The organism is Klebsiella sp. YJ (genome assembly GCF_002108615.1).
GTDB classification, from domain to species: Bacteria; Pseudomonadota; Gammaproteobacteria; order Enterobacterales; family Enterobacteriaceae; genus Klebsiella; species Klebsiella planticola.
The window spans coordinates 52,951-75,822 of record NZ_MTEG01000020.1 but is presented as its reverse complement, the minus strand read 5'-3'; the positions used below and the strand labels follow the sequence as shown (position 1 = coordinate 75,822).

Genomic DNA, 22,872 nt, shown 5'->3' with positions numbered 1-22,872 from the left:
GCGAGCAAACATAAACGGGTCAGGAAACTGGCCCGTTTTTTTTACCTGACATCCGGCTAGTGCCAGATCAGTAACGCGATCAGACTCACCACCACCAGACCGCACAGGGCGCTGGTCAGAATAAACTGCCGCCGTACCCGCTCGCAGCGACGAATAAACTCCTCATCGTGATGATCGCGATAACGTTGGGCATAGATATACCACACCAGGCGCACCTGTTTGCCCGGCTGCCCATGCGAAGTAAAAAAGCCTCCGCCATCAACATATTGATAAAGCAAGGGATCGCAACCACGTAGCACAACCAATAATGCACGCAATGATGAGAAGTAGCGTGCCATATTCACCACACAAACGATACACAGGGCCCAAAACAGCGCAATAGTGCTGATCATACGTCCTCCCCGGCGACCCGCCCTCGGAGACATCTCCGGAGCTAGCGCTTCCCAATACCCAACCCAACATACAATACGAGAGTGCGATTCCGATCACGTTTATTTATCCGATCGGCTCATTAAATAGTGTAGGAGATCAGTCAATTTTTTTACCACAAGGTTAATCGTTATCAATACGTAAGATGAATATATTTGTTTAACTTTTGGTGAACCAGGTGCATTGACGGAGCGCGAGGGGCGCTATAAGGTAGAAATATCTTCTACAATTAAGTCCTTAAAGGGCTGAACCCCCGCGGATTAGCACGCAGGACGCGGGCGAAGCGGCAGCACCAGCTGTCTGGTCCAATGGTCATCGACAACTTATGGAAGGAGTAACACTATGGCTTACAAACATATTCTTATTGCAGTAGACCTCTCCCCGGAAAGCAAAGTTCTGGTGGAGAAAGCCGTTTCTATGGCGCGTCCTTATAATGCCAAAGTCTCTCTGATTCACGTGGATGTTAATTACTCCGACCTGTACACCGGTCTGATCGATGTCAATCTGGGCGATATGCAGAAACGTATTTCCGAAGAGACGCACCACGCGCTGAGCGAGCTGTCCACCAATGCGGGCTACCCCATTACCGAAACCCTGAGCGGCAGCGGCGATCTCGGCCAGGTGCTGGTTGATGCGATTAAAAAATACGATATGGACCTGGTGGTCTGCGGTCACCATCAGGATTTCTGGAGCAAGCTGATGTCTTCCGCACGTCAGCTCATCAACACCGTTCACGTCGATATGCTGATTGTGCCGCTGCGCGATGAAGAAGACGAATAACCGTTCGCGCGGTTAACCATCAGAATGCCAGCGCCCGCCTTTGCGGGCGTTGTTGTTTTTCACGAAGGGCATATTTGCCCGCGCCCCTTGCCTGCCTCCATTGGCCGATTCAAATATTACTTACCCACCTTTACTACCGGGATATCAAACCGAGTATTTATTATTGATTAGTGTGATCAACCAGTTATTAGAAAAATAATCTATATAATAATCTACCGTAAAAGCCAATAGCCGCATCATTGCGCTTCACCATACTTTTTCAGCGCGTTCTGGCATACGCGTTCATACTTTTTTGGGATTGCACTACAAGGCGAAGGAATATGAAAACTACTGCACCTACGGGGCTGTTGCAGCAACCTCGTCCGTTCTTCATGATTTTTTTTGTGGAATTATGGGAGCGATTTGGTTATTACGGCGTTCAGGGGATCCTGGCGGTCTTTTTTGTTAAACAACTTGGATTTTCTCAGGAACAAGCGTTTATTACCTTTGGCGCCTTTGCCGCGCTGGTTTACGGGCTGATCTCCATCGGCGGCTATGTTGGCGACCACCTGCTCGGCACCAAACGCACGCTGGTTCTTGGAGCCGTGGTGCTGGCGCTGGGCTACTTCATGACCGGGCTGTCGCTGCTTAAACCGGACCTGATTTTTATCGCCCTCGGGACGATTGCCGTCGGGAACGGGCTATTTAAAGCCAATCCCGCCAGCCTGCTGTCAAAGTGCTATCCCCCCAAAGATGCTCGTCTCGATGGCGCATTCACCCTGTTTTATATGTCGATTAATATCGGCTCGCTGCTGTCGCTCTCTCTGGCACCGGTGATCGCGGAAAAATTTGGCTATGCCGTGACCTATAACCTGTGCGGCGCGGGGCTGATTATCGCCCTGCTGGTCTATTTCGCCTGCCGCGGGATGGTGAAAGATATCGGGTCGGAGCCGGACCATCGGCCGCTTATTGTGCGCAACCTGCTGTACGTGCTGGTCGGTACGGTGGCGATGGTGTTCCTTTGCGCCTGGCTGATGCATAACGTCAAAATCGCTAACCTGGTGCTGATTGTCCTCTCTATCATCGTCATTATTTTCTTCTTTCGCGAGGCCTTCAGGCTGGATAAAACCGGGCGCAACAAAATGTTTGTCGCCTTTATCCTGATGCTGGAAGCGGTGCTGTTCTACATTCTGTACGCGCAGATGCCGACCTCGCTGAACTTCTTCGCCATCAATAACGTTCACCACGATATCCTCGGCATGACCATTAACCCGGTCAGCTTCCAGGCACTGAACCCGTTCTGGGTGGTGGTGGCCAGTCCGGTGCTGGCGGCGATTTATACCCGCCTTGGCAACAAAGGCAAAGATCTCACCATGCCGATGAAATTTACCCTCGGCATGTTTTTATGTTCGCTGGGCTTCCTGACCGCCGCCGCCGCGGGAATCTGGTTTGCCGATGCACAGGGGCTGACGTCGCCGTGGTTTATCGTGCTGGTTTATCTGTTCCAGAGTCTGGGGGAGCTGCTGATCAGCGCATTGGGGCTGGCGATGGTCGCCGCGCTGGTGCCACAGCATCTGATGGGCTTTATTCTGGGAATGTGGTTTCTGACTCAGGCGGCGGCCTTCCTGATGGGCGGATACGTCGCCACTTTCACCGCCGTGCCGGAAAATATCACCGACCCGCTGCAAACTCTGCCGGTTTATACCGGCGTGTTTAGCAAAATTGGCCTGGTGACGCTGGGTGTAACCATGGTGATGGCGCTGCTGGTACCGTGGCTCAACAGGATGATTAACACGCCGTCGAGCGACAAATAACAACCTGTTTCACCTCAGCGGCTGGCGCCGCTGGGGTGTTCCTTTCCGCGCGGCAATCCAGTCTCGCACTTCAATGACAAACTCGTCCGGCGCTTCAGGTCGTTGGACATACATCCCGGATAAGGCTTGCGGCTGCTATCCGGGATAGTCCGCAGCAGTGAAACGCTACTCGGGCGTGCCGGCGTAAATATCGAAGCGGTGTCCTTTGGTGACCACAGCGTTCGGCGTGGTGACATCCGCCAGCGGCGGGGCGTAATCCGGACGTTTCACCACCACCCGTTTGGTCGCCAGATGACGCGCGGGTTCCAGCAGACCGTCGGCATCCAGATCCGGCCCCACCAGCGACTGAAACACGCGCATCTCTTTCTTTACCAGCGCACTTTTCTGCTTATGCGGGAACATCGGGTCAAGATAGACCACCTGCGGGCGCGGCGTAATGTCCGTCAGCGCCGTCAGGCTGGAGGCATGAATCAGCTGCAAACGCTCCCGAAGCCACGGGCCGATTTCCGGGTCGGCGTAGCCGCGAGCCAGCCCATCATCAAGCAGGGCCGCCACTACCGGGTTACGTTCCAGCATGCGCACACGGCAGCCCACCGAGGCCAGCACGAAGGCATCGCGCCCCAGCCCTGCCGTCGCATCCACCACATCCGGCACGTAGTCGCCTTTGACGCCAACCGCTTTCGCCACCGCCTCGCCGCGACCGCCGCCAAATTTACGTCGGTGGGCCATCGCCCCGCCGACGAAATCAACGAAGATCCCGCCGAGCTTCGGCTCGTCGCGCTTACGCAGCTCCAGATGTTCGCGGGTCATCACCAGCGCCATCGGATTGTCATCGTCCTGCGTCAGGCCCCAGCGAGCGACAAGAACAGATAAGGCGCCGTCTCCGGCGCCCGTTTCATCAATTAAGCAGATTTTCACGTCCACTTTACCCTAAAGAATTCGCGTTGCCTCAAGACAACAAAAGAACCAATCCCTGGCCACGTACAGAGAGTATGCGGCCAGGGTGAGTGAGTGCAGTTGCCAAAGAGGCAGCCTGAAGAATGACGGGAAATTAGCCCTTAATCCCGTAATGCTCCAGCATCGCGTCGAGCTGCGGTTCGCGCCCGCGGAAGCGTTTGAACAGCACCATCGGCTCTTCGGAACCGCCGCGGCTCAGAATGTTATCGAGGAACGACTGGCCGGTTTCACGATTGAAAATCCCCTCTTCTTCAAAGCGCGAGAAGGCATCCGCCGCCAGGACATCGGCCCACAGATAGCTGTAGTAGCCTGCCGCATAGCCCCCGGCAAAAATATGGCTGAAGGCATGTGGGAAGCGCCCCCAGGACGGCCCAGGCACCACGGCGACCTGCTTTTTGATTTCCGCCAGCGTTTCGAGGATTTTCGCCCCTTGCTCCGGTTTGTACTCCGCATGCAGACGGAAGTCGAACAGGCCGAACTCCAGCTGACGCAGAATGAATAACGCGGCCTGATAGTTTTTCGCCGCCAGCATTTTTTCCAGCAGCTCCTGCGGCAGCGGTTCACCGGTTTCATAGTGGCCGGAGATAAACGCCAGCGCTTCCGGCTCCCAGCACCAGTTTTCCATAAACTGGCTCGGCAGCTCGACCGCATCCCACGGCACCCCGCTGATGCCGGAGACGCCGGCGGTATCGATACGGGTCAACATATGGTGCAGACCGTGACCAAATTCGTGGAACAGCGTGATCACTTCATCATGGGTAAACAGCGCCGGTTTGCCGTTCACCGGGCGGTTAAAGTTGCAGGTCAGGTAGGCAACCGGCTTTTGCAGCGAACCGTCAAGCTTGCGCATCTGCCCGACGCAGTCGTCCATCCAGGCTCCGCCGCGTTTGTGCTCGCGAGCATACAGATCGAGATAGAAGCTGCCGCGCAGTTCGTGGTTCTCATCATACAGTTCAAAGAAACGCACTTCCGGGTGCCAGACGTCCACATCGGTGCGCTCTTTGGCGGTAATCCCGTAAATGCGGTTCACCACTTCAAACAGGCCGTTAACGGCTTTGTTTTCCGGGAAGTAAGGGCGCAGCTGCTCATCGCTGATGCTGTAGAGATGCTGCTTCTGTTTTTCACTGTAGTAAGCGATATCCCACGGCTGCAGCTCGTCGACGCCGAACTCCGCTTTTGCGAAGGCGCGCAGCTGAGCCAGCTCTTTCTCACCCTGCGGACGAGCGCGTTTCGCCAGGTCGGTCAGGAAGTCGAGCACCTGCTGCGGGTTCTCCGCCATTTTGGTCGACAGCGATTTGGCGGCATAGCTGTCAAAGCCCAGCAGCTGGGCCAGCTCGTGGCGCAGCGCGAGAATTTCCGCCATCACCGGGCTGTTGTCCCATTTGCCGGCATTCGGCCCCTGGTCTGACGCGCGGGTGGAGTAGGCGCGATACAGCTCTTCACGCAGCGCCTGGTTGTCGCAGTAGGTCATCACCGGCAGATAGCTCGGAATGTCCAACGTCAGCAGATAACCTTCCTGCTCTTTCGCCTGAGCCTGAGCCTGGGCTGCCGCCAGCGCGCTTTCCGGCATCCCGGACAGCTCAGCGACGTCGGTCACCAGCTTGCTCCAGCCCATGGTGGCGTCGAGCACGTTGTTGCTGTACTGGTTGCCGAGCTCAGACAGGCGTGCGGCAATTTCGCCGTAGCGTTTCTGCTGCTCTTTCGCCAGGCCGATCCCCGACAGTTCAAAATCGCGCAGCGCGTTATCCACCGCTTTTTTCTGCGCGGTATTCAGCGTGGCGTAATGGTCGCCGTCACGCAGATCGCGATACGCTTGATACAACCCTTCATGTTGACCTACCCAGGTGCTGTATTCCGACAACAGCGGCAGCGTTTGTTCATAGGCTTCACGCAGCTCAGGGCTGTTCTTGACCGAGTTCAGATGGCTGACCGGCGAGAAGATGCGTCCCAGCACATCATCCACTTCAGCCAGCGGCTGGCAGAGCGTTTCCCAGCTGTATGGCGCGCCTTGCGCGACCACGCTTTCTACCGCGGCCCGACAGTCGGCCAGCGCTTTGGTCACCGCAGGGACGACGTGTTCCGGCTTGATCGCAGAAAAAGGCGGCAATGAAAAAGGCGTCAATAATGGATTGGTCATATGCGCAGTCCTGTTGAAAAGGGTGAATGAAGCGCGCGTTCCGGCGCTTTAGCATGAGATCTAGAATGGGGGATCGTGACGGGAATTTCAATGTCACACCGTGCCAGGCGCCGGGTATTGCTGCAATAAGTCGGCATTATTGGCGCAGGCAGTTTGCACCCGGCCAGCGCGGAGCAACCGGAGCGGACACGTAGCAGGTGAGGAGTTGATTTGCTTCGCTCCCCATTCGGGCCGCCAGGGGGCATTCAAACATAAATCGTTGCGGGCGTCGCCCCGCTTCAAAATGACAAGCAAAACAGTGCTGGTCTGACTCGCGCCGGTTTTCCCCGGCGATATGGGCCGGGGACATTGTCATCCTGCAAACCGGGAAGCTGGATTAATGTGCTTTCTGCGCCATCTGATATGCCGCCGGCAGATTCACCCGCTGCCAGAACTGCTGGTCGGCGGTCTCGCCCGACAGCGGATAACCCGCCGGAAGCGCGGTTTTCACCATCAGCGCCCGGCGCTGGGCGGCAGACAGATGCGGCAGCGCGGTCTCCAGCAGAACCTCTGCGCCTTCCGGCACCGTCAGAGCTGATTTCTCCCCCTTCTGCTGGGGCAGGTTGTAGGTCATGGTGAACGCGTAAAATGCGTTCATCGCCGGGTCGCGGTACGGATCATCTTTTCCGGCCGGCTTCGCGCACTCGGCCAGTGAGGTCGCGCACTCTTTTTCCAGCGCCGTCCGCAGCTGATCGCGCGCTTCATTGAACAGCGCACGATACTTCGCGTCGTTGAGGTAATGCGCGACATTACGCTGCGCCACCATCCGCGAACCCATCACATCCAGCGGGTAATGTACGCCAAGCACGATGCGGGAATAGCCGTAGCGCGCGCCGCGGGTCACCAGCGCATCAAAGCGCTCCGGGATCATTTCCGCCATCAGCAGCGCATCGGTGTAGCCGGTGTTGGTGTGTCCGCTGGGGAAGGAACCTCCGTCGGCGGTGTAAGGCTGGTTGTCCTTTATCACCACATCGTCCGGCACCAGATGAATGGTATTGCCCTGGATCAGGAACGGGCGCGGATTGTTATAATGCTTTTTCGCCGCCCCCGTACTGACTTCACTGACCTTAATCAGCGCCGCCGCTTTACCCAGCTCACCTTTGTCGTAGGCCGTGAGGAAGGCTTTGCCGAGCCGCGGACCCAGCGCATCGCTGAGGAAATAGAGATAGCTAATCCCTTCCGCATCCGCCAGCGCCTGATGGCGGGTCGCCTGCGTCGCATCGCGATTAATTGCGGTCACCGTAGCCAGGTTATCCTTCACCACCGAATCCGGGAGCGTGCTGAAGGCGGCAAGCAGCGCGATATCCGCCTGCTGATTCGCTTTCTCCTGGAAATCGTAGCCGCTGGCCTTCAGCCAGGCCTTATCCGCCTGGGTTTTACTCTGTTTTGCGTGCGCGAGCTGACCGCGGGTGAGCGTGGCGGCATCGCCCTTCAGCGCAGCGCGCAGCTGCGCCAGCGCCTGACCTTCAAGATCGTCAAACGCCGGGCTGGCCGCCGCTGGCGTCACGCTACCGGCGATCGCTGCCGCCTGGTTCAGCGGAACCTCTTTCGCCAGAGCCGGCAGCGCCAGGATCAACGCTGAGGTCAGGAGTGTGATTTGCAATTTCATTATTTTTCCTTTTATTCAAACAATTACCTTGCCTTCACGCGACGCTAGCGCTGATATTTGACATTTTTATGACGCAGTCATGTTTTGCAACGCTTTTGACCCCATTGAAACAGCGCGGCGCTACAGCGGTAATCTGTACGGATCTGCGGTAAACTATCGGTCATCTTGTTTAATTCCCGGAATCTCTGCATCCATGCTCAGTTATCGCCACAGCTTTCACGCAGGCAACCACGCCGACGTCCTTAAACACACCGTTCAGAGTCTGATCATTGAATCGCTGAAAGAGAAAGAAAAACCGTTTCTCTATCTGGACACTCACGCCGGCGCGGGCCGCTATCAGCTGAGCGGCGAGCACGCCGAACGTACGGGTGAATACCTGGAAGGCATTTCCCGTATCTGGCAGCAGGACGACCTGCCAGCCGAGATGGAAGCCTACATTTCCGTCATCCAGCATTTCAACCGTAGCGGCCAGCTGCGCTACTACCCGGGTTCTCCGCTGATCGCCCGCCAGCTGCTGCGCGAGCAGGACAGCCTGCAAATGACCGAACTGCACCCGAGCGATTTCCCGCTGCTGCGTTCGGAATTTCAAAAAGATGCCCGTGCCCGCGTGGAAAAAGCCGATGGCTACCTGCAGCTGAAAGCGAAGCTGCCGCCGGTGTCCCGTCGCGGCCTGATTCTTATCGATCCGCCGTACGAGATTAAAAGCGACTACCAGGCGGTCGTGGCCGGTATCCACGAAGGCTACAAACGCTTTGCCACCGGCACCTATGCGCTGTGGTATCCGGTGGTGCTGCGCGCGCAGATTAAGCGCATGATCAAAGATCTGGAAGCGACCGGCATTCGTAAAATCATGCAGATTGAACTTGCCGTGCGTCCTGACAGCGACCAGCGCGGCATGACCGCTTCCGGGATGATCGTCATTAACCCACCGTGGAAGCTGGAACAGCAGATGAACAACGTCCTGCCGTGGTTGCATAAGAAACTCTCGCCGACCGGCATCGGACATGCCACCGTTGGCTGGATCGTACCGGAGTAATCACAGCCATCGGTGGAACCTTTTACGCCTCGCGCTACAATCGCGGTCATTCAACGATTAAGGGCCTACCAGGATAGGTCTTCTAAGGATACAGGCTATGAGCAAACATTATGATTACATCGCTATCGGCGGCGGCAGTGGCGGCATCGCCTCCATCAACCGTGCGGCAATGTATGGCCAGAAGTGCGCGCTGATTGAAGCTAAAGATCTGGGCGGCACCTGCGTCAACGTCGGCTGCGTACCGAAGAAAATCATGTGGCATGCGGCGCAGATTCGCGAAGCGATTCATCTGTATGGCCCGGACTACGGTTTCGATACCACGATTAACCACTTCGACTGGGACAAACTGGTGGCCAGCCGCAGCGCGTATATCGACCGTATCCACACCTCCTACGACAACGTGTTAGGCAAAAACAAGGTTGATGTCATCAAAGGCTTCGCCCGTTTTGTGGATGCCAAAACCGTGGAAGTGAATGGCGAAACGATCACCGCCGATCATATCCTGATCGCCACCGGCGGCCGTCCGAGCCATCCGTCTATTCCGGGCGTTGAGTACGGCATCGACTCTAACGGCTTCTTCGAGCTGCCGGCCCTGCCGAAGCGCGTCGCCGTGGTGGGCGCAGGCTATATTGCCGTTGAGCTGGCTGGCGTCATTAACGGCCTCGGCGCCGAAACGCACCTGTTCGTGCGTAAACATGCGCCGCTGCGCAGCTTCGATCCGCTGATCGTCGATACCCTGGTCGAAGTGATGAACAGCGAAGGGCCGCAGCTGCACACTCACGCCATTCCGCAAGCGGTAGTGAAAAACGCGGACGGCAGCCTGACGCTTCAGCTGGAAGATGGCCGGAGTCAGACCGTGGATTGCCTGATCTGGGCCATTGGGCGTGAGCCGGAGACCGATAATTTCAACCTCGCAGCCGCTGGCGTAAAAACCAACGACCAAGGCTATATCGTGGTGGATAAATTCCAGAACACCAACGTGCCGGGGATCTATGCCGTGGGCGATAACACCGGGGCGGTGGAGCTGACGCCGGTGGCGGTAGCGGCGGGTCGTCGTCTGTCTGAACGCCTGTTCAACAACAAGCCGGAAGAGCATCTGGATTACAGCAATATCCCGACCGTGGTCTTCAGCCATCCGCCGATCGGCACCGTCGGTTTAACCGAGCCGCAGGCGCGCGAGCAGTATGGCGATGACGCCGTGAAGGTCTATAAATCCGCTTTCACCGCCATGTATACCGCCGTGACCTCGCACCGCCAGCCGTGCCGCATGAAGCTGGTATGCGTCGGCCCGGAAGAGAAGATTGTCGGCATTCACGGTATCGGCTTCGGCATGGATGAAATGCTGCAGGGCTTTGCGGTGGCGCTGAAAATGGGCGCCACCAAGCAGGACTTCGACAATACCGTGGCGATTCACCCGACGGCCGCGGAAGAGTTCGTAACCATGCGTTAATCCTCTCAGCCCCGTGTTCTCACGGGGCTTTTAAACCTCATTGCGTGATACCTTCAGGCGCTATCGCCTATCTCAATCAGGACTTTTACAAAAAACGTTTCCCGCTGATATAACCCGGGAAAAATAGCCGGAACATCTTTAAGCGCGACGCGTTTAGTGATTAAAGGCTGAACATCAATGACGCCGGAACTGAGGTACTTAATCGATGTATCCCACTCCGGGCCTGGAAAAGGCGCTGAAATAGAATTCCACGAACCCAGCACTTTAATTTCATTGCGGATGATTTTCTCAAAGTTAAGCCGGGGGAAAGCGACGTCGCCATAAGGAATACCCAGGAGGACCACGGCCCCACCTTTCGCCGCCAGAAGCATTGCGCTGGCAATCCCCGCGGGATGCCCTGAAGACTCAATAACGATATCTACGCCGGAGCTTTCTGTGAGCTCATGAAAACGGGACAGATAGCCTTCATCCTCGACCGAGAAAACATCTCTGGCCCCGGTCTCTTTGGCGATATCGAGCTTCTTTCGATCGGTATCAAAAGCAAATACTTCCCCGGCACCACAGACCTGGGCCCACTGTACTGCCAGCAGCCCGATGGTACCGCAGCCAACCACCGCCACCCGGCAGCCAACTTTCATATCGACCAGGCGTAGAGCGTGTACCACTACGCTGGAAGGTTCAATAAAGCTTGCCGTCGCAAAATCCATGGTCGCAGGCAGAAGTAAAACATTACGCGACGGCACCACAATATATTCAGCAAAAGCGCCGTTTTTATGTCCCCCGAGAACGTTGAGATCGATGCACTGCGAATAGCGCCCTTGTTGGCAATATTTGCATTGAAAACAGGGGAAGCAATTACAGGCCGTCACGCGATCGCCATTTTTCACTTCCTTCACAGCAGGACCGGTTTTCACCACTTCACCAGAAAATTCGTGCCCCCAGGTCAGCCCAGGGTTATAAGATCCCAGTTTGCCAAAACGAGAAATATCGGAGCCACAGATGCCCGCAACCTGGACCTTAATTAAAACATCGTCATCATTTTCAATGTCGGGTTGGATCGTCTCTTCATATCTCACATCCTGTCGCGAATAAAGATTTAATGCTTTCATATCATCACTCCCGGATAAAAAGTGAATGAGAGTCATAAAGCGAGTGAGCCATTGGGTGAGAAACGACAACAGAAAGCCGTTGAGGCTGCATAAGCGAGCCTCTGTTGCTGATGTGAATCTCACCCAAAATACAGGGGCATAATTTATTTCGTGAATTACTCTTTTTCGCCAAAGCCCGCAGCGAAAGCAGTTTTTAATTCACTCATTAATTCATGTTCATCCTCGCCATTACAGATAATATCAATCATGGTATTACCCTTTACGCCAGCACCAAGAATACTCATCATGCCTTTTATCTGAATCTCTCGCCCTTCATTGACCAGCGTTAATGATGAGGTATATTTCTTCACGATCCGGGCAAGAGTGGCCGCTGGCCTGGCGTGAAGTCCGGTACTGTTGACGACTCTGACGCTTTGTCTAATCATAATTCACTTAGCTCTAATAATTTTCAGGATGCCTGGCGTAGAAACTGATGCCCTTTATTCATCATAAGAATCTTAGAGTAGACATCATCTTCAACGGCTTGTTTTGCCGATGCCATAACTCGTGCCAGATTGGCTTCGTTATTGTTCTGTTGATAAGCTTTGCCAACGGAGGTAATAAAGGCTTTACGTAAATCGCTGGCAATATTCACCTTGACCACGTTATAGTTCACAAAACTACGCAGGATATCTTCGTCAATTCCTGAACCGCCGTGAATGACCAGAGGAACCGGCGAGACTTCAGCAATTCTCTGCAGCAGCGGAATATCAATACGCGGGACATCATCAAGACCGTGGACGTTGCCAATGGAGATAGCCAGCATATCGCAGCCGGTCTGTTCAACAAATGTCCGTACCTTTTCTGGTTCCGTTTTGCAGTCGGCTTCGCTGACATGATCGTCTTCTTTACCTAAAATCGCCCCCAGCTCAGCCTCAACCGGAACGCCATATGATTTACAGAAATCAACGGCAGCGGCGGTGAACGCAATGTTTTCTTCGAAGGAAAATGCTGCGCCATCAATCATAACGGAGGTAAAACCCGCCCGTACGGCCTGTTTGACATCATCAAAAGTTTTACCATGATCGAGGTGCAGGCTAACCGGTACATCCATTTTATCAGCATGACGTTTAACGATTTCATAAATATAGTCATAGCCTGATAATTGCGCATTGGTCGGTGCAATCTGGATGAAGTTTGGTAACCCTGAGCGCTCAATAGCATTGAGAATCGAGATGGTGGTTTCCAGATTCGTGGTATTGAATGCACCGGCAAGTACACGTTTCTCGCGGATACGATCCAGCAAGATTTTACCGTTAACTAATGGCATAGCATTATCCTCTATCTTCGTTGAAGAATAGTACCTAAATAATATTTATCTGATTTTAACCAGACGTTTCCTAAATCAAATGGCATTTTGTTTTCAAGGAAAACAAGTTGTTCGAGGTGCAAAACGGGGGCATCTTCATTGACTTCTAAATAATGACCACGTTCGCTACCAACAATTTTTGCTGCATAACGGCTTTCCGAATAGACAATTTTTTGACCAGATAACTCTTCAACCGTTGGAAACAAATTTTGTTTATTAAAGTCAACATCAGTAATTCCAGGGCAGAGTGCAATGTTGATTCTGTTTTCAATCAGCATCACTCTCTCGCCTTCCACGCTACGTACACGTTTAAGGTAAAGAATAGGCGCGCCAGGCTCAATTCTTAATTTCTCGGCAACACTTTTCGACGCTTTCTCAATATATGAAGTAATAACTTCAGTAGTAAATGACAAATGCTGACTTTCAAGTGATTCAGCAAAAGACAATAAACCTTCGCCAAGGGCATAAGAAATATTTTCTTTTTTTACAAATGTCCCCTTCCCCTGAACCTGGACCAGCAAACCTTCATTGACCAGCATGGTGACCGCTTTCTTTACGGTGCCCCGGCTGACCTGCAGTATTTCCATAATCTGGTTCTCAGAAGGAATACGATCGCCTTTGCCCAGCTCCCCTTTATAGATGTTTTCGCGGATCCATTCAGAAACCTGCATATACAACGGAATTTCTGAATCTTTCAGTATGGTGCTCATGTTGTGCTTCTCCTGTGTAGATCATCTGTATACAAGTATGAACAAGTTACGATAATACAGAGTTTTTTAAAAATCTAACTATATGATCAACTTCACAGTTTCAGCCCAACCCCCTGTTCTCCCTGTAACAAAGCGTTACGTGGCATATCGGCCCCCTCCCGACCGTTGAGCGGGAAGGGGCTCCCCGCTTAACCCTCAGATTTAATAATTATTTTCAGTAAGTCGTTTTCAGGATTTGCCGCAAACTCAATTGCTTCTTCAAGACGAGAAAGAGGCCAGGTATGCGTGATCATCTCTCTGGTATTGATTTTGTCTTTTTCAACGATCTCAATCGCTTCTTTCATGTCGTAAGGGGTGAGGGAGTATGTACCAACAATGGATATTTCATCCCGGAACAGACGTCCGGCATCAATTTCCACCACCGGGTTTTTATCAAATGGCGAGAATACAACGACCCGACCTCCCCGCCGCACCACGTTCACCGCCTGAGAAACTAATGACGACACGCCGGCCGCAATAATCACCACGTCGGGCCCTTTCCCATCGGTTATTTCAGCTACCCGCGTTTCAAGATCTTCATTCGCCGGGTCGATCGCATGGGTTACGCCGATTTTCAACGCCAGTTCACGTTTAAAGCGCGAAAGGTCGGAAACGATGACGGTTGATGCCCCCTTCAGCGCGGCAAGCTGTGCGCTGACCAGGCCAATGGTGCCGGAACCCAATACCAGCACCGTATCTTTTGCATGGATATTTGCTGATTTCAGACCATGTAAACAACAGGCCACCGGTTCGATCATCGCCGCACGATCCCAGTCGAGTTGCTCCACAATTCGATGCGTCAGATGCTCAACGTGTAGCTGAGGGATACGAATGAACTCACTGAAACCACCGGGCTCAAGATTGGTTTTTTTAAATTGATCGCAGAGGGTAAAATATCCTCTGTCGCAGTAGTGGCAGTTAAAACAAGGAACGTGAATAGCGGTTACCACGCGTTCGCCCACACGGTAGCGGGTCACGTTTTTCCCGACCTTCACAACTTCGCCAGAGACTTCATGGCCGAGAATAACAGGCCCCGTTACGGTCTGGTGCTGCGCCTTATGAATATCAGTGCCGCACAGACCGCAGGAGTGCATTTTAATGAGCATATCGCCATCGCCTATTTCAGGCACCGCGATATCTTCATATCGAATATCATTTTTGCTGTAGTAGACGCTGGCTTTCATTGGCTAACTCCATAACAAAGATGCTCAGCACGCATCTTGGATTCATAAAGCGGTTTATACACCTGGCTAAAAATTTGCTGATAATGTGCGACAACCTCAGGCTCTGGCCGATAATTTTTCAGCTCTGCCGGCGCGGTAAGGGCACAGTTATCCATATCCACTCCGACGGCTTTTGCCGCCAGCATTGCCGCCCCTTTGCTCACGGCCTCATCGACATTACAGGCGACAATTTCCCTGTTCAGAATGTTTGCTTTCAGCTGTAGCCAGTAGGGGTTTTTACACGCCGCACCAATGACGTTGACGACCGGGTAGTGGCGCCCTGTCAGGGTTTCATACAAATCGAGAAGATTTTTCAGTTCAAAACACAAGCCCTGGAAAACGAAGCGCAGAACATCTTCAGGCCGGGATTTATCATCAAGTCCATAAATCAACGCCCTGGACCAGGTATTCCTTTCCGGCGGCCCGCTACCCCGCAAATGAGGAATAAAAATGCCGTCCAGTGAGCCTGCAACAATCCGATCTTTTTCATTTCTCAGCGTATCCACCATGCGCAGAAAAGCAGGCATATCGAGTTCAAACAGGTTTCTGAACCATTCAATGGCGTAGCCAGCCGAAGGCAGCGAGGCATACAGAGAATGAAGCCCCGGCAAAACATGGACCCCGTTAGAGACCCTGGCACGGAAAAAGCTTCTGCTGTTGTTGACGGCCTCGGTCACCACCAACAATCCTTCCGTGGTGCCGGTAGAATTCAATATTTGGTTTTCGTTATTCAAGCCGACGGCGACAGAACCACACATATGATCATGCCCGGCAATGGCAACCTGCACATCGTCCGCCAGCCCGGTGAGGCCGGCAACCTCTGGGGTGATATGGCCTATCGACGTTCCGGCATGAACCAGCGGGCTAAACAGGGATGGGGAAAGTTTGGCCGCGGCCAGCATCGTTTCGTCCCAACCTCTCTCCGTGATATTCAATGCCATGGTCCGCGAGGCCAGGGAGTACTCCGAGCGTTTTATGCCTGACAATTTAAAGGCAATATATTCGGCAAGACACAGCCACTTTGTTCCATCTGCGGCATTTTTAATATTGTCATGCAACCATCTAATTTTATTAATACTGTAATTTGAATGCGCCGGGATACCGGTTATTTCATATATACTTTCAACATCCACAGCCGAAATAATACTCTCCAGCTGCCGTTTTGGCCGGGTATCATACCAGGTTAAAGATGGACCAATAATATTATCATACTCATCGAGCAACACGCCGGCTTCCCCAACGCTGGCAACAGCAACGGCGCGGATATCTGTCACATCGGGTCGATTACCAGTTATCGTTTTCAGGCCATGGACAATACCCTCCCATATCAGGCGGACGTCAAAATCGGTATTATCGCCATCAATAAGTTTGGCGGTTCTGAAACTATACTGTTCAATTAAATCAAGCGAAGGAACCTGAAACAAACACACCTTACAATTTGTCGTACCAACATCGATTCCGATCGTATACATTACTCTCCCCTTCTTTTTGCAAGGGACATAGTTTGTTTTTATTCTGAGGCAGAACATCTCTGCCTCAGAATCAGCAGGATTATTTCGCTAGCGGAATATCACTCGTCGAGACTTCTGTATTTTCAGCCGCCTCTTCTGCCTGAAGCTGTTTTTTCGTTACACGATAGAGCCACAGACATAACAGGAATATGACCGGGATAAGAGCCAAAGCAATTCCATTACCTTCAAAGACTTTCACCGCCCAGAACCGATAAGGGTTACCGCCATCAAGCAGACTTGATATTTCACCATCGGTTTTGATGGGGAAATTCATATCTCGGGCAATTTTAGTCAGAATCGGCGCCGCCGCTGATGCCACATACAGGTTCACAGCAAGACAAGGAATACCGATAATAAATGCTCTGACAATATTCCCACGGCAGGCCAGTACAACCATCGATATTGGTACCCAAATATTAGCCAGATCGCCCAACGGTAACAGTCTGTTGCCTGGCAGAATAACGGCAAGGAGCACCCCAACCGGAATCAGTAACAGAGCGGTCGACAGTACGGATGGGTGACCCACGGCGACCGCAATGTCGAGACCAATATAAAGATCGTGACGGTCTGGATAACGCTTACGCAGGAAACTTCTGACGGCATCTGATAATGGCAACAGCCCTTCCATCAACAGTTTTACCATCCGCGGCATAATCAGCATGACTGCCCCAAGGCTCATAGCCAGGTTCAACACACCTTTCAGGTCGTATTCTGCCAGCAGACCAATACCTGCCCCCAGAATCACCCCTAACATCATCGGCTCGCCGAAAACACCAAATCGTTTCTGGATTTGTTCCGGATCAGCATTCAGCTTGTTAATACCAGGGATTTTATCAAGCACCATATTTCCCAGCACGCCGATCGGGAAGAAGATGACGGACGACAATGTGGGCAGTGAAATCCCAGGTAGATTGAAGTATTTCTGGATCATCGGCGCGCACCAGTCCGCCATCACAAAGGTGATAGCCGCCGTCACGCCGGCAATCAGTAACCCGAAGAAGAAGCTGCCGGTAACTCCATATACCATGGCGCCGACCATAGAGAAGTGCCAGAAATTCCAGACATCAATATCGACCGTTTTAGTCCAGTTCAGGGTTAACATAAGTACGTTGATACCGATGGTCATCGGCACGACAAACGGCGCGACCTGTGAAGCCCAGGCAATAGCCGCAAGCGGTGTCCAGCCCAGATCAACGACCGGTAAATCAATGCCGGTGTGGCTAACCATCTCTTTCGCCGCCGGGCCAAGGCTATCGACCAGTAAACCAAAGACCAGGAAGATGCCGATGAAGCCCATACCGATTGTCAGGGCCGAGCGTAATGCCCGGCTAAAACCGGTCTGCAGGCACATTGCCATAATAAAAATAATTATCGGCAACATGATCGTCGGACCGAGCCCCAGAATAAACTGGACTGCGGAAAATACTTTATCCATCATGCTCACCTTTATTTTTTAAGGATGGCTACGATTTTTTCCAGTAACTCTTCTTCACCAAAACCGGTCAGAAGTGGAAGGCCATTCAAAACCGGGGTGGTCAGTTCGGTTTTTACCGCTGAAGTAACAATAATTAAATCAGCCATACCGTCCTGTTTACCAATAGTCCCGATATTTGACTGAATGGGGTCAACATTAATACCTTGGCTTTTACAATACTGAACAACTTTCTCTGTTGCTACGGCGGAAGTAGCGATACCACTGGTACATGCAAAAATAATTTTCTTGTTCATCGTAATCTCCGGGTACATTTATCAGGTGTAGTTGCTATTTTAATTAATGACTTCTTCGAGGAGTGTCTTCACCACTGAAGGTGAACTGGCTTTTAAAATCGCATCCATCTTGTCAGTTTGTCTGAACAAGCCGATCATTTTCATGAGAAAATCAATATGCGCATCTTTTTCTTTTAACAGCAGGAAAAATATAACCTGTACCGACATAACTTCATCGGGATCTTCTGCCTGCTTAAATTCAATTCCTTCCGGGCAGGTCACTACAACCAGTTTTTCCTCTTTAATATGCTCAACATCCACATGAGGAATCGCGACACCAATTCTCTCCAGTTGCATCGCCGTCGGATTATTTTCCTCCCTGCTGATTAAGGCAGAAAGATAAGTACTTTCGACAAAGCCATGCCTATAGAGCAGGTTGCCTACCTCGCCAAACAACGTTTCACGCTCACCCCCAGGGTGGTTTAGCAATATAAAATCGTTATCAAGACTGGTTGCAATGGACATAAAAACACCTCGGGTCCCGGTGAGAGATTTGTGTGTAACATATCTACTGTCAGTCATGGTTGTCTATGTACAACCATGTTCAAGTGATTTAAAGCTATACCTGGTACGAACTTGCTTCAATAGCGCTGGCTTTTTTTTGTGCTATGCATCACACAAAAGATATTCAAGAAGACAGAGTAAAAATAAAAACATTATTTATCATGTAGATATAAATCCATTTACTCAGTCTTCAGGAGAGTGACGGGACGCGCCTACAGGTGTGAGGACCGCTCAGACAACGGGGGACGTTGGTATACGCTGTCATATCCGCTACAGGGGTTGACCTGTTCGCCAGACAGAGGGTGACTTACCGACGGTGCTGATAGCCGATTTTGCAAAATAGCGTGGCCGATGTAGTTACTCCAGTTAAAGCTGTTTTGCAGCACCACCACCGCATTCTGATTAGCCTTATCAAAACCGATATAGCTGGAATAGCCACCGATATAACCCACCTGATAGGTGATTCTTTGCCCAGCGAGGGTATCGGTCACCCAGGCGATATTGGCCGCCTCTTTTTCCCGCGGATAGTAATCAACGCTGACGTCGGCAAAAGCCTTATCCAGCGCGGCATGTTGGGTAGGAGAAAAATGGGCGCGGGCGTATTCGATCAGATCGCGAGCATCGCTGTACAGGTTCGCCGCTCCGACCATATTGTTGCTGAACTGCCAGTCCGGCGTGAGCGCGCCGCGAGGTTTAAACTTCGGCTGGTCGCCGGCATGGCCGAGGGCCCGCCGGGGATATTCGCGCAGGGTCTGCGGAAGATAGCTGCTATTTCTCATCGCCAGCGGCTGGAAAATCATCCTTGAGGCCAGCGCCGCAACGGATTCGCCGGTCTGATAGGTAAGGATATAACCCAGAATTGCGTAGCCCAGATTGGAGTATTCCGGCTCATGGCTCAGCGGCGCGTTAAAGGTGCTCAGGTAACTCAGTACCCGCTCATTATCCAGTTCGTGATAGAAATTTTCGCCATCACTCAGATAAACCAGCAAATGCTCAAGCGACAGCAGGTTCATCGGCTGGCGCGGCAGGCCTGAAGTGTGCGTCACCAGCTGCAACAAGGTGATTTTTTTCGCGTCATCACTCAGCGGCGTACCCGGCGGTAACAACGTCAGTAGCGTATCATCCCAGTGCAGTCGCCCCTCGTTGACCAGCAGGGTTATCACCTCGGCGGTGGTGCCTTTACTCAGCGAACCCAGCGCAAAGAGCGTATCCGGGGTAATGGGATAACGGTTTTTGGCATCGGTCACACCATAGCAGTGGAACTCCGCCGGACCGTTGTGATGAATGATCGCCACCACCACGCCGCTGACCTGCTTGCGTTGCATATAGCGGCTGACGAACGCATCGATGGGCAGAACATGGCTATTTTGCCCGACCAGGCTGGTTTCATCTGAGGGGACGCTCATTTGTGAAAGCGTTCCGGAGCATCCTACAAGCAGCAGCGACGCCAATAGCACAGGGCTCAACTGCCTGTTCAAACCACACCTTCCTGCCGTACTGAAATCAAGGGGAGAATAAAGAGTCAGAGATCGTAACGACAGTCAACGGTCATTGCAAAGCGAACAGGCTGAAAAACGTCTGAACGACCGTCTGACACGCTGCCAGACGGTCTGCTCTGATTGGTCTCGTTACACCAGTCCCGTCGCGTAATAAACGCCAATAATGAAAAACGCCCCGAGAATCTTAAACAGCGTAATCCCGAGTATCGGTTTATAGGCCTGACGATGAGTTAACCCCGTCACCGCCAGCAGCGTGATGATCGCCCCGTTGTGCGGCAGCGTATCCATTCCCCCCGCCGCCATCGACGCGACGCGGTGCATCACCTCCAGCGGGATCCCCGCCGCATGGGCCGCCTCAATAAAGCGATCGGCCATCGCCGCCAGCGCAATACTCATGCCGCCCGAGGACGAGCCGGTGATCCCGGAGAGAATATTGATGGTGATCGCCTGATTAATGAGCGGGTTAGGGATAGCTTTCAGCGCATCGGCCACCTGGACAAACCCCGGCAGCGCAGCGATGACGCCGCCAAAACCGTACTCCGATGCGGTATTCAACGACGCGAGCATCGCGCCGCCGACCGCCACCTTACTGCCATCCGCCAGCTTGCCTTTCAGGCTGCGCCAGGCAAACAAAAAGATGGTGACAATACCGCACAACAGCGCCGCCATGACCGCCCAGATGGCGACCATCTTTTTGACATCGCTTTCCAGCGGCGCTTTCAGCCCCGGCAGGTCAATCAGGAAATGGCCGCCGTAGGTCAGAGGAATAAGCCAGGTAAAAATCAGGTTGGCGATACCGACCACCATCAGCGGCAACAGCGCGATAAACGGATGCGGCAAATTGAGGTCCGCCGGGGTTTCCGGCTCATTCACTAAATTTGTGCCGTAGCCTTCCCCGTTACGCTGCGCTTTACGCCGCATCGCTTCGAGATAGAGCCAGCCGCCGATCGCCACGAAGGCCGATCCGAGAATCCCCAGCCACGGCGCGGCCCAGGAGGTGGTGCCATAAAAGGTGGTCGGGATGATGTTCTGGATCTGCGGCGAACCCGGCAGGGCATCCATGGTGAAGGTAAAGGCCCCCAGCGCAATGGTGGCCGGCATCAGGCGTTTAGGGATCTGGCTCTGACGGAACATTTCAGCGGCAAACGGATAGACCGCGAAGACCACCACAAACAGCGAAACGCCGCCGTAGGTCAGCAGAGCGCACACCAGGATAATCACCGGCATCGCCTTGTTCTGGCCCATTAAGCGGGTCACGGCGCTGACAATCGAGCGGGAAAAGCCGGAAAACTCAATCAGCTTGCCGAAAACCGCCCCGAGCAAAAACACCGGGAAATAGAGCTTCACAAACCCAACCAGCTTATCCATGAAGATATCGCTGAAAACAGGTGCAACCGCCGCCGGTTGAGTTAACAAAACGGCGCCAAGTGCGGCCAGGGGGGCAAAGAGGATCACGCTGTAGCCACGATAGGCGGCTAACATCAATACTCCTAACGCCAGTAAGGCAATCAATACGTCCATAGGGCTATCCATCAGCGTGGCCGCCACTTTTCTCCGAGTTATATGGCGGCCGATGTTATCCAGAGGGGCTTATCCTGCCCTCCGCTTCAGTGCTGAATGCTCACTCGGGGATACCGGCGTAAGGCACATCTTTATGGCCATAGCGACGCACGCGAACGTTGGCCTGCTCGCCGTGTCCGGAGAACCCTTCCAGCGCGCACAGGCGCGAGCAGTACTCACCAATCTGCGCGGAAGCGCTATCGGTCAGTACCTTTTGATAAGTGCAGGTTTTGATGAATTTGCCGACCCACAGCCCTCCGGTATAGCGCGCCGCTTTGCGCGTAGGCAGCGTATGGTTAGTCCCGATAACCTTATCGCCATAGGCCACGTTGGTACGCGGGCCAAGGAACAGCGCGCCGAAGTTCTGCATATTGGCGAGGAACCAGTCAGGATCTTCCGTCATGACCTGCACATGTTCGAAGGCCAGCTCATTGGCAATCTTCAACATCTCTTCCTTGTCCTGGGCGACGATGACCTCGCCAAATTTATCCCACGATTGACGAGCGATTTCCGCCGTCGGCAGCACCGCCAGCAAACGCTCAATCTCCGCCAGGGTTTCGCGCGCCAGCTTCCCGGAAGTGGTCAGCAGAATAGCCGGTGAATCCAGGCCATGCTCGGCCTGGCCCAGCAGGTCGGTGGCGCAGATTTCGCCATCCACGCTCTCATCGGCAATCACCAGGGTTTCGGTTGGCCCGGCAAACAGGTCGATACCGACGCGGCCGAACAGCTGTCGCTTGGCTTCGGCAACAAACGCATTTCCCGGCCCCACCAGCATATCGACCGGAGCAATGCTCTCAGTGCCGACCGCCATCGCCGCCACCGCCTGAATACCACCCAGACAGTAAATTTCATCCGCACCCGCCATATGCTGCGCCACCACAATGGCCGGAGCCGGTTTACCGTTAAACGGCGGCGCGCAGGTGACGATGCGCGGCACGCCGGCCACTTTAGCCGTAATGATCGACATATGCGCCGAGGCCAGCAGCGGGTACTTGCCGCCCGGAACGTAGCAGCCCGCCGCGCTGACCGGAATATTTTTATGGCCCAGAATGACGCCCGGTAAGGTCTCCACCTCAATATCTTTCATGCTGTCACGCTGATGCTGAGCAAAGTTGCGCACCTGCTCCTGGGCAAAACGGATGTCCGCAATATCGCGTGCGGAGAGCTGGGCATAACAGTCGTCAATCTCCTGCTGGCTGAGACGGAAGTCCTCTCTGTCGAGCTTGTCGAACTTAATCGACAGCTCGCGTACCGCGGCGTCTCCGCGCGCTTCAATGTCCGCCAGAATTTTTTCCACCGCTTCACGAACGGAACGATCGTGCGTTTTTACCGCTTCAGATTCAGCCCCGCGTTTGATCCAGGTCGCCATAAT

Annotated in this window: 19 protein-coding genes and 1 pseudogene; 4 read left to right on the top strand and 16 right to left on the bottom strand. The window is 53.3% G+C overall.

The window, feature by feature from the left end; translation table 11 throughout:
- Window positions 1–56: 56 nt before the first annotated feature.
- Window positions 57–392: a universal stress protein UspB gene (gene uspB, locus BV390_RS20225; RefSeq protein WP_032696946.1), complete on the bottom strand. Its 336-nt coding sequence runs from the start codon at window positions 390–392 to the stop codon at window positions 57–59.
- A gap of 379 nt (window positions 393–771) precedes the next feature.
- On the opposite strand from uspB, the gene uspA reads away from it, so the two are divergent.
- Complete coding sequence (gene uspA, locus BV390_RS20220) at window positions 772–1,209, top strand: universal stress protein UspA (protein WP_004126268.1); 438 nt, start codon at window positions 772–774, stop codon at window positions 1,207–1,209.
- 320 nt (window positions 1,210–1,529) lie between these two features.
- Window positions 1,530–3,002 carry a dipeptide/tripeptide permease DtpB gene (gene dtpB, locus BV390_RS20215; protein ID WP_085397266.1) on the top strand — a complete coding sequence of 491 codons (1,473 nt, stop codon included), beginning with the start codon at window positions 1,530–1,532 and terminating at the stop codon, window positions 3,000–3,002.
- A 165-nt stretch (window positions 3,003–3,167) separates the two neighbouring features.
- On the opposite strand, the gene rsmJ is transcribed toward dtpB, so the two are convergent.
- The 3 genes from rsmJ to BV390_RS20200 form a co-directional block, all read right to left on the bottom strand.
- Window positions 3,168–3,920 (bottom strand): 16S rRNA (guanine(1516)-N(2))-methyltransferase RsmJ, encoded by a 753-nt coding sequence (gene rsmJ, locus BV390_RS20210; RefSeq protein ID WP_049267933.1) that lies wholly within the window; start codon window positions 3,918–3,920, stop codon window positions 3,168–3,170.
- Between the two features lie 133 nt (window positions 3,921–4,053).
- Window positions 4,054–6,096 (bottom strand): oligopeptidase A, encoded by a 2,043-nt coding sequence (prlC, locus tag BV390_RS20205; protein WP_032690366.1) that lies wholly within the window; start codon window positions 6,094–6,096, stop codon window positions 4,054–4,056.
- Between the two features lie 376 nt (window positions 6,097–6,472).
- Complete coding sequence (locus BV390_RS20200) at window positions 6,473–7,744, bottom strand: acid phosphatase (RefSeq protein WP_085397265.1); 1,272 nt, start codon at window positions 7,742–7,744, stop codon at window positions 6,473–6,475.
- Between the two features lie 193 nt (window positions 7,745–7,937).
- Between BV390_RS20200 and BV390_RS20195 the strand changes: the two genes are divergently transcribed.
- Both BV390_RS20195 and gorA read left to right on the top strand, forming a co-directional pair.
- Window positions 7,938–8,780, top strand: coding sequence for a 23S rRNA (adenine(2030)-N(6))-methyltransferase RlmJ (locus BV390_RS20195; RefSeq protein ID WP_032690364.1), 843 nt, complete (start codon window positions 7,938–7,940; stop codon window positions 8,778–8,780).
- A 97-nt stretch (window positions 8,781–8,877) separates the two neighbouring features.
- Complete coding sequence (gene gorA / locus BV390_RS20190) at window positions 8,878–10,230, top strand: glutathione-disulfide reductase (protein ID WP_032696949.1); 1,353 nt, start codon at window positions 8,878–8,880, stop codon at window positions 10,228–10,230.
- 53 nt (window positions 10,231–10,283) lie between these two features.
- On the opposite strand, the gene BV390_RS20185 is transcribed toward gorA, so the two are convergent.
- From BV390_RS20185 to hisD, 12 genes and pseudogenes are all read right to left on the bottom strand, one after another.
- Window positions 10,284–11,339 carry a galactitol-1-phosphate 5-dehydrogenase gene (locus tag BV390_RS20185; RefSeq protein ID WP_085397264.1) on the bottom strand — a complete coding sequence of 352 codons (1,056 nt, stop codon included), beginning with the start codon at window positions 11,337–11,339 and terminating at the stop codon, window positions 10,284–10,286.
- A gap of 155 nt (window positions 11,340–11,494) precedes the next feature.
- The gene (locus BV390_RS20180) at window positions 11,495–11,764 is read right to left on the bottom strand and encodes an HPr family phosphocarrier protein (protein ID WP_032696952.1); all 270 of its coding nucleotides are present in this window, start codon (window positions 11,762–11,764) and stop codon (window positions 11,495–11,497) included.
- 23 nt (window positions 11,765–11,787) lie between these two features.
- Window positions 11,788–12,648: a class II aldolase gene (locus BV390_RS20175; RefSeq protein WP_032690360.1), complete on the bottom strand. Its 861-nt coding sequence runs from the start codon at window positions 12,646–12,648 to the stop codon at window positions 11,788–11,790.
- A gap of 11 nt (window positions 12,649–12,659) precedes the next feature.
- Complete coding sequence (locus BV390_RS20170) at window positions 12,660–13,397, bottom strand: GntR family transcriptional regulator (protein WP_032690359.1); 738 nt, start codon at window positions 13,395–13,397, stop codon at window positions 12,660–12,662.
- 188 nt (window positions 13,398–13,585) lie between these two features.
- A complete protein-coding gene (locus tag BV390_RS20165; RefSeq protein WP_085397263.1) occupies window positions 13,586–14,620 on the bottom strand; it encodes a zinc-binding dehydrogenase in 1,035 nt (344 codons plus the stop codon).
- Entirely contained in the window at window positions 14,617–16,131 is a 1,515-nt protein-coding gene (locus BV390_RS20160; RefSeq protein ID WP_168185424.1) for an FGGY-family carbohydrate kinase, read from the bottom strand. The genes BV390_RS20165 and BV390_RS20160 overlap by 4 nt, the downstream gene beginning before the upstream one ends.
- 79 nt (window positions 16,132–16,210) lie before the next feature.
- Window positions 16,211–17,608 carry a PTS galactitol transporter subunit IIC gene (locus BV390_RS20155; RefSeq protein WP_049267930.1) on the bottom strand — a complete coding sequence of 466 codons (1,398 nt, stop codon included), beginning with the start codon at window positions 17,606–17,608 and terminating at the stop codon, window positions 16,211–16,213.
- A gap of 8 nt (window positions 17,609–17,616) precedes the next feature.
- Window positions 17,617–17,898 carry a PTS sugar transporter subunit IIB gene (locus tag BV390_RS20150; protein WP_032690356.1) on the bottom strand — a complete coding sequence of 94 codons (282 nt, stop codon included), beginning with the start codon at window positions 17,896–17,898 and terminating at the stop codon, window positions 17,617–17,619.
- Window positions 17,899–17,937: 39 nt separating this feature from the next.
- The gene (locus BV390_RS20145; RefSeq protein ID WP_032690355.1) at window positions 17,938–18,402 is read right to left on the bottom strand and encodes a PTS sugar transporter subunit IIA; all 465 of its coding nucleotides are present in this window, start codon (window positions 18,400–18,402) and stop codon (window positions 17,938–17,940) included.
- A gap of 251 nt (window positions 18,403–18,653) precedes the next feature.
- Window positions 18,654–19,847: a serine hydrolase domain-containing protein gene (locus BV390_RS20140; protein WP_077267082.1), complete on the bottom strand. Its 1,194-nt coding sequence runs from the start codon at window positions 19,845–19,847 to the stop codon at window positions 18,654–18,656.
- A gap of 1,248 nt (window positions 19,848–21,095) precedes the next feature.
- A pseudogene (locus BV390_RS32125) lies at window positions 21,096–21,461 on the bottom strand (GntP family permease); the annotation flags it as partial.
- Between the two features lie 100 nt (window positions 21,462–21,561).
- Window positions 21,562–22,869, bottom strand: coding sequence for a histidinol dehydrogenase (gene hisD, locus BV390_RS20130; protein WP_032696956.1), 1,308 nt, complete (start codon window positions 22,867–22,869; stop codon window positions 21,562–21,564).
- Between the last annotated feature and the right edge of the window lie 3 nt (window positions 22,870–22,872).

What these genes read in the sequence shown, in the direction of transcription:
- BV390_RS20140 (WP_077267082.1), bottom strand. Translation starts at nt 19,847, where the DNA reads ATGAGCGTCCCCTCAGATGAAACCAGCCTGGTCGGGCAAAATAGCCAT.
- BV390_RS20200 (WP_085397265.1), bottom strand. Translation starts at nt 7,744, where the DNA reads ATGAAATTGCAAATCACACTCCTGACCTCAGCGTTGATCCTGGCGCTG.
- uspA (WP_004126268.1), top strand. Translation starts at nt 772, where the DNA reads ATGGCTTACAAACATATTCTTATTGCAGTAGACCTCTCCCCGGAAAGC.
- BV390_RS20185 (WP_085397264.1), bottom strand. Translation starts at nt 11,339, where the DNA reads ATGAAAGCATTAAATCTTTATTCGCGACAGGATGTGAGATATGAAGAG.
- uspB (WP_032696946.1), bottom strand. Translation starts at nt 392, where the DNA reads ATGATCAGCACTATTGCGCTGTTTTGGGCCCTGTGTATCGTTTGTGTG.
- prlC (WP_032690366.1), bottom strand. Translation starts at nt 6,096, where the DNA reads ATGACCAATCCATTATTGACGCCTTTTTCATTGCCGCCTTTTTCTGCG.
- BV390_RS20160 (WP_168185424.1), bottom strand. Translation starts at nt 16,131, where the DNA reads ATGTATACGATCGGAATCGATGTTGGTACGACAAATTGTAAGGTGTGT.
- hisD (WP_032696956.1), bottom strand. Translation starts at nt 22,869, where the DNA reads ATGGCGACCTGGATCAAACGCGGGGCTGAATCTGAAGCGGTAAAAACG.
- BV390_RS20155 (WP_049267930.1), bottom strand. Translation starts at nt 17,608, where the DNA reads ATGATGGATAAAGTATTTTCCGCAGTCCAGTTTATTCTGGGGCTCGGT.
- BV390_RS20195 (WP_032690364.1), top strand. Translation starts at nt 7,938, where the DNA reads ATGCTCAGTTATCGCCACAGCTTTCACGCAGGCAACCACGCCGACGTC.
- BV390_RS20180 (WP_032696952.1), bottom strand. Translation starts at nt 11,764, where the DNA reads ATGATTAGACAAAGCGTCAGAGTCGTCAACAGTACCGGACTTCACGCC.
- dtpB (WP_085397266.1), top strand. Translation starts at nt 1,530, where the DNA reads ATGAAAACTACTGCACCTACGGGGCTGTTGCAGCAACCTCGTCCGTTC.
- BV390_RS20150 (WP_032690356.1), bottom strand. Translation starts at nt 17,898, where the DNA reads ATGAACAAGAAAATTATTTTTGCATGTACCAGTGGTATCGCTACTTCC.
- BV390_RS20170 (WP_032690359.1), bottom strand. Translation starts at nt 13,397, where the DNA reads ATGAGCACCATACTGAAAGATTCAGAAATTCCGTTGTATATGCAGGTT.
- BV390_RS20175 (WP_032690360.1), bottom strand. Translation starts at nt 12,648, where the DNA reads ATGCCATTAGTTAACGGTAAAATCTTGCTGGATCGTATCCGCGAGAAA.
- BV390_RS20145 (WP_032690355.1), bottom strand. Translation starts at nt 18,402, where the DNA reads ATGTCCATTGCAACCAGTCTTGATAACGATTTTATATTGCTAAACCAC.
- gorA (WP_032696949.1), top strand. Translation starts at nt 8,878, where the DNA reads ATGAGCAAACATTATGATTACATCGCTATCGGCGGCGGCAGTGGCGGC.
- BV390_RS20165 (WP_085397263.1), bottom strand. Translation starts at nt 14,620, where the DNA reads ATGAAAGCCAGCGTCTACTACAGCAAAAATGATATTCGATATGAAGAT.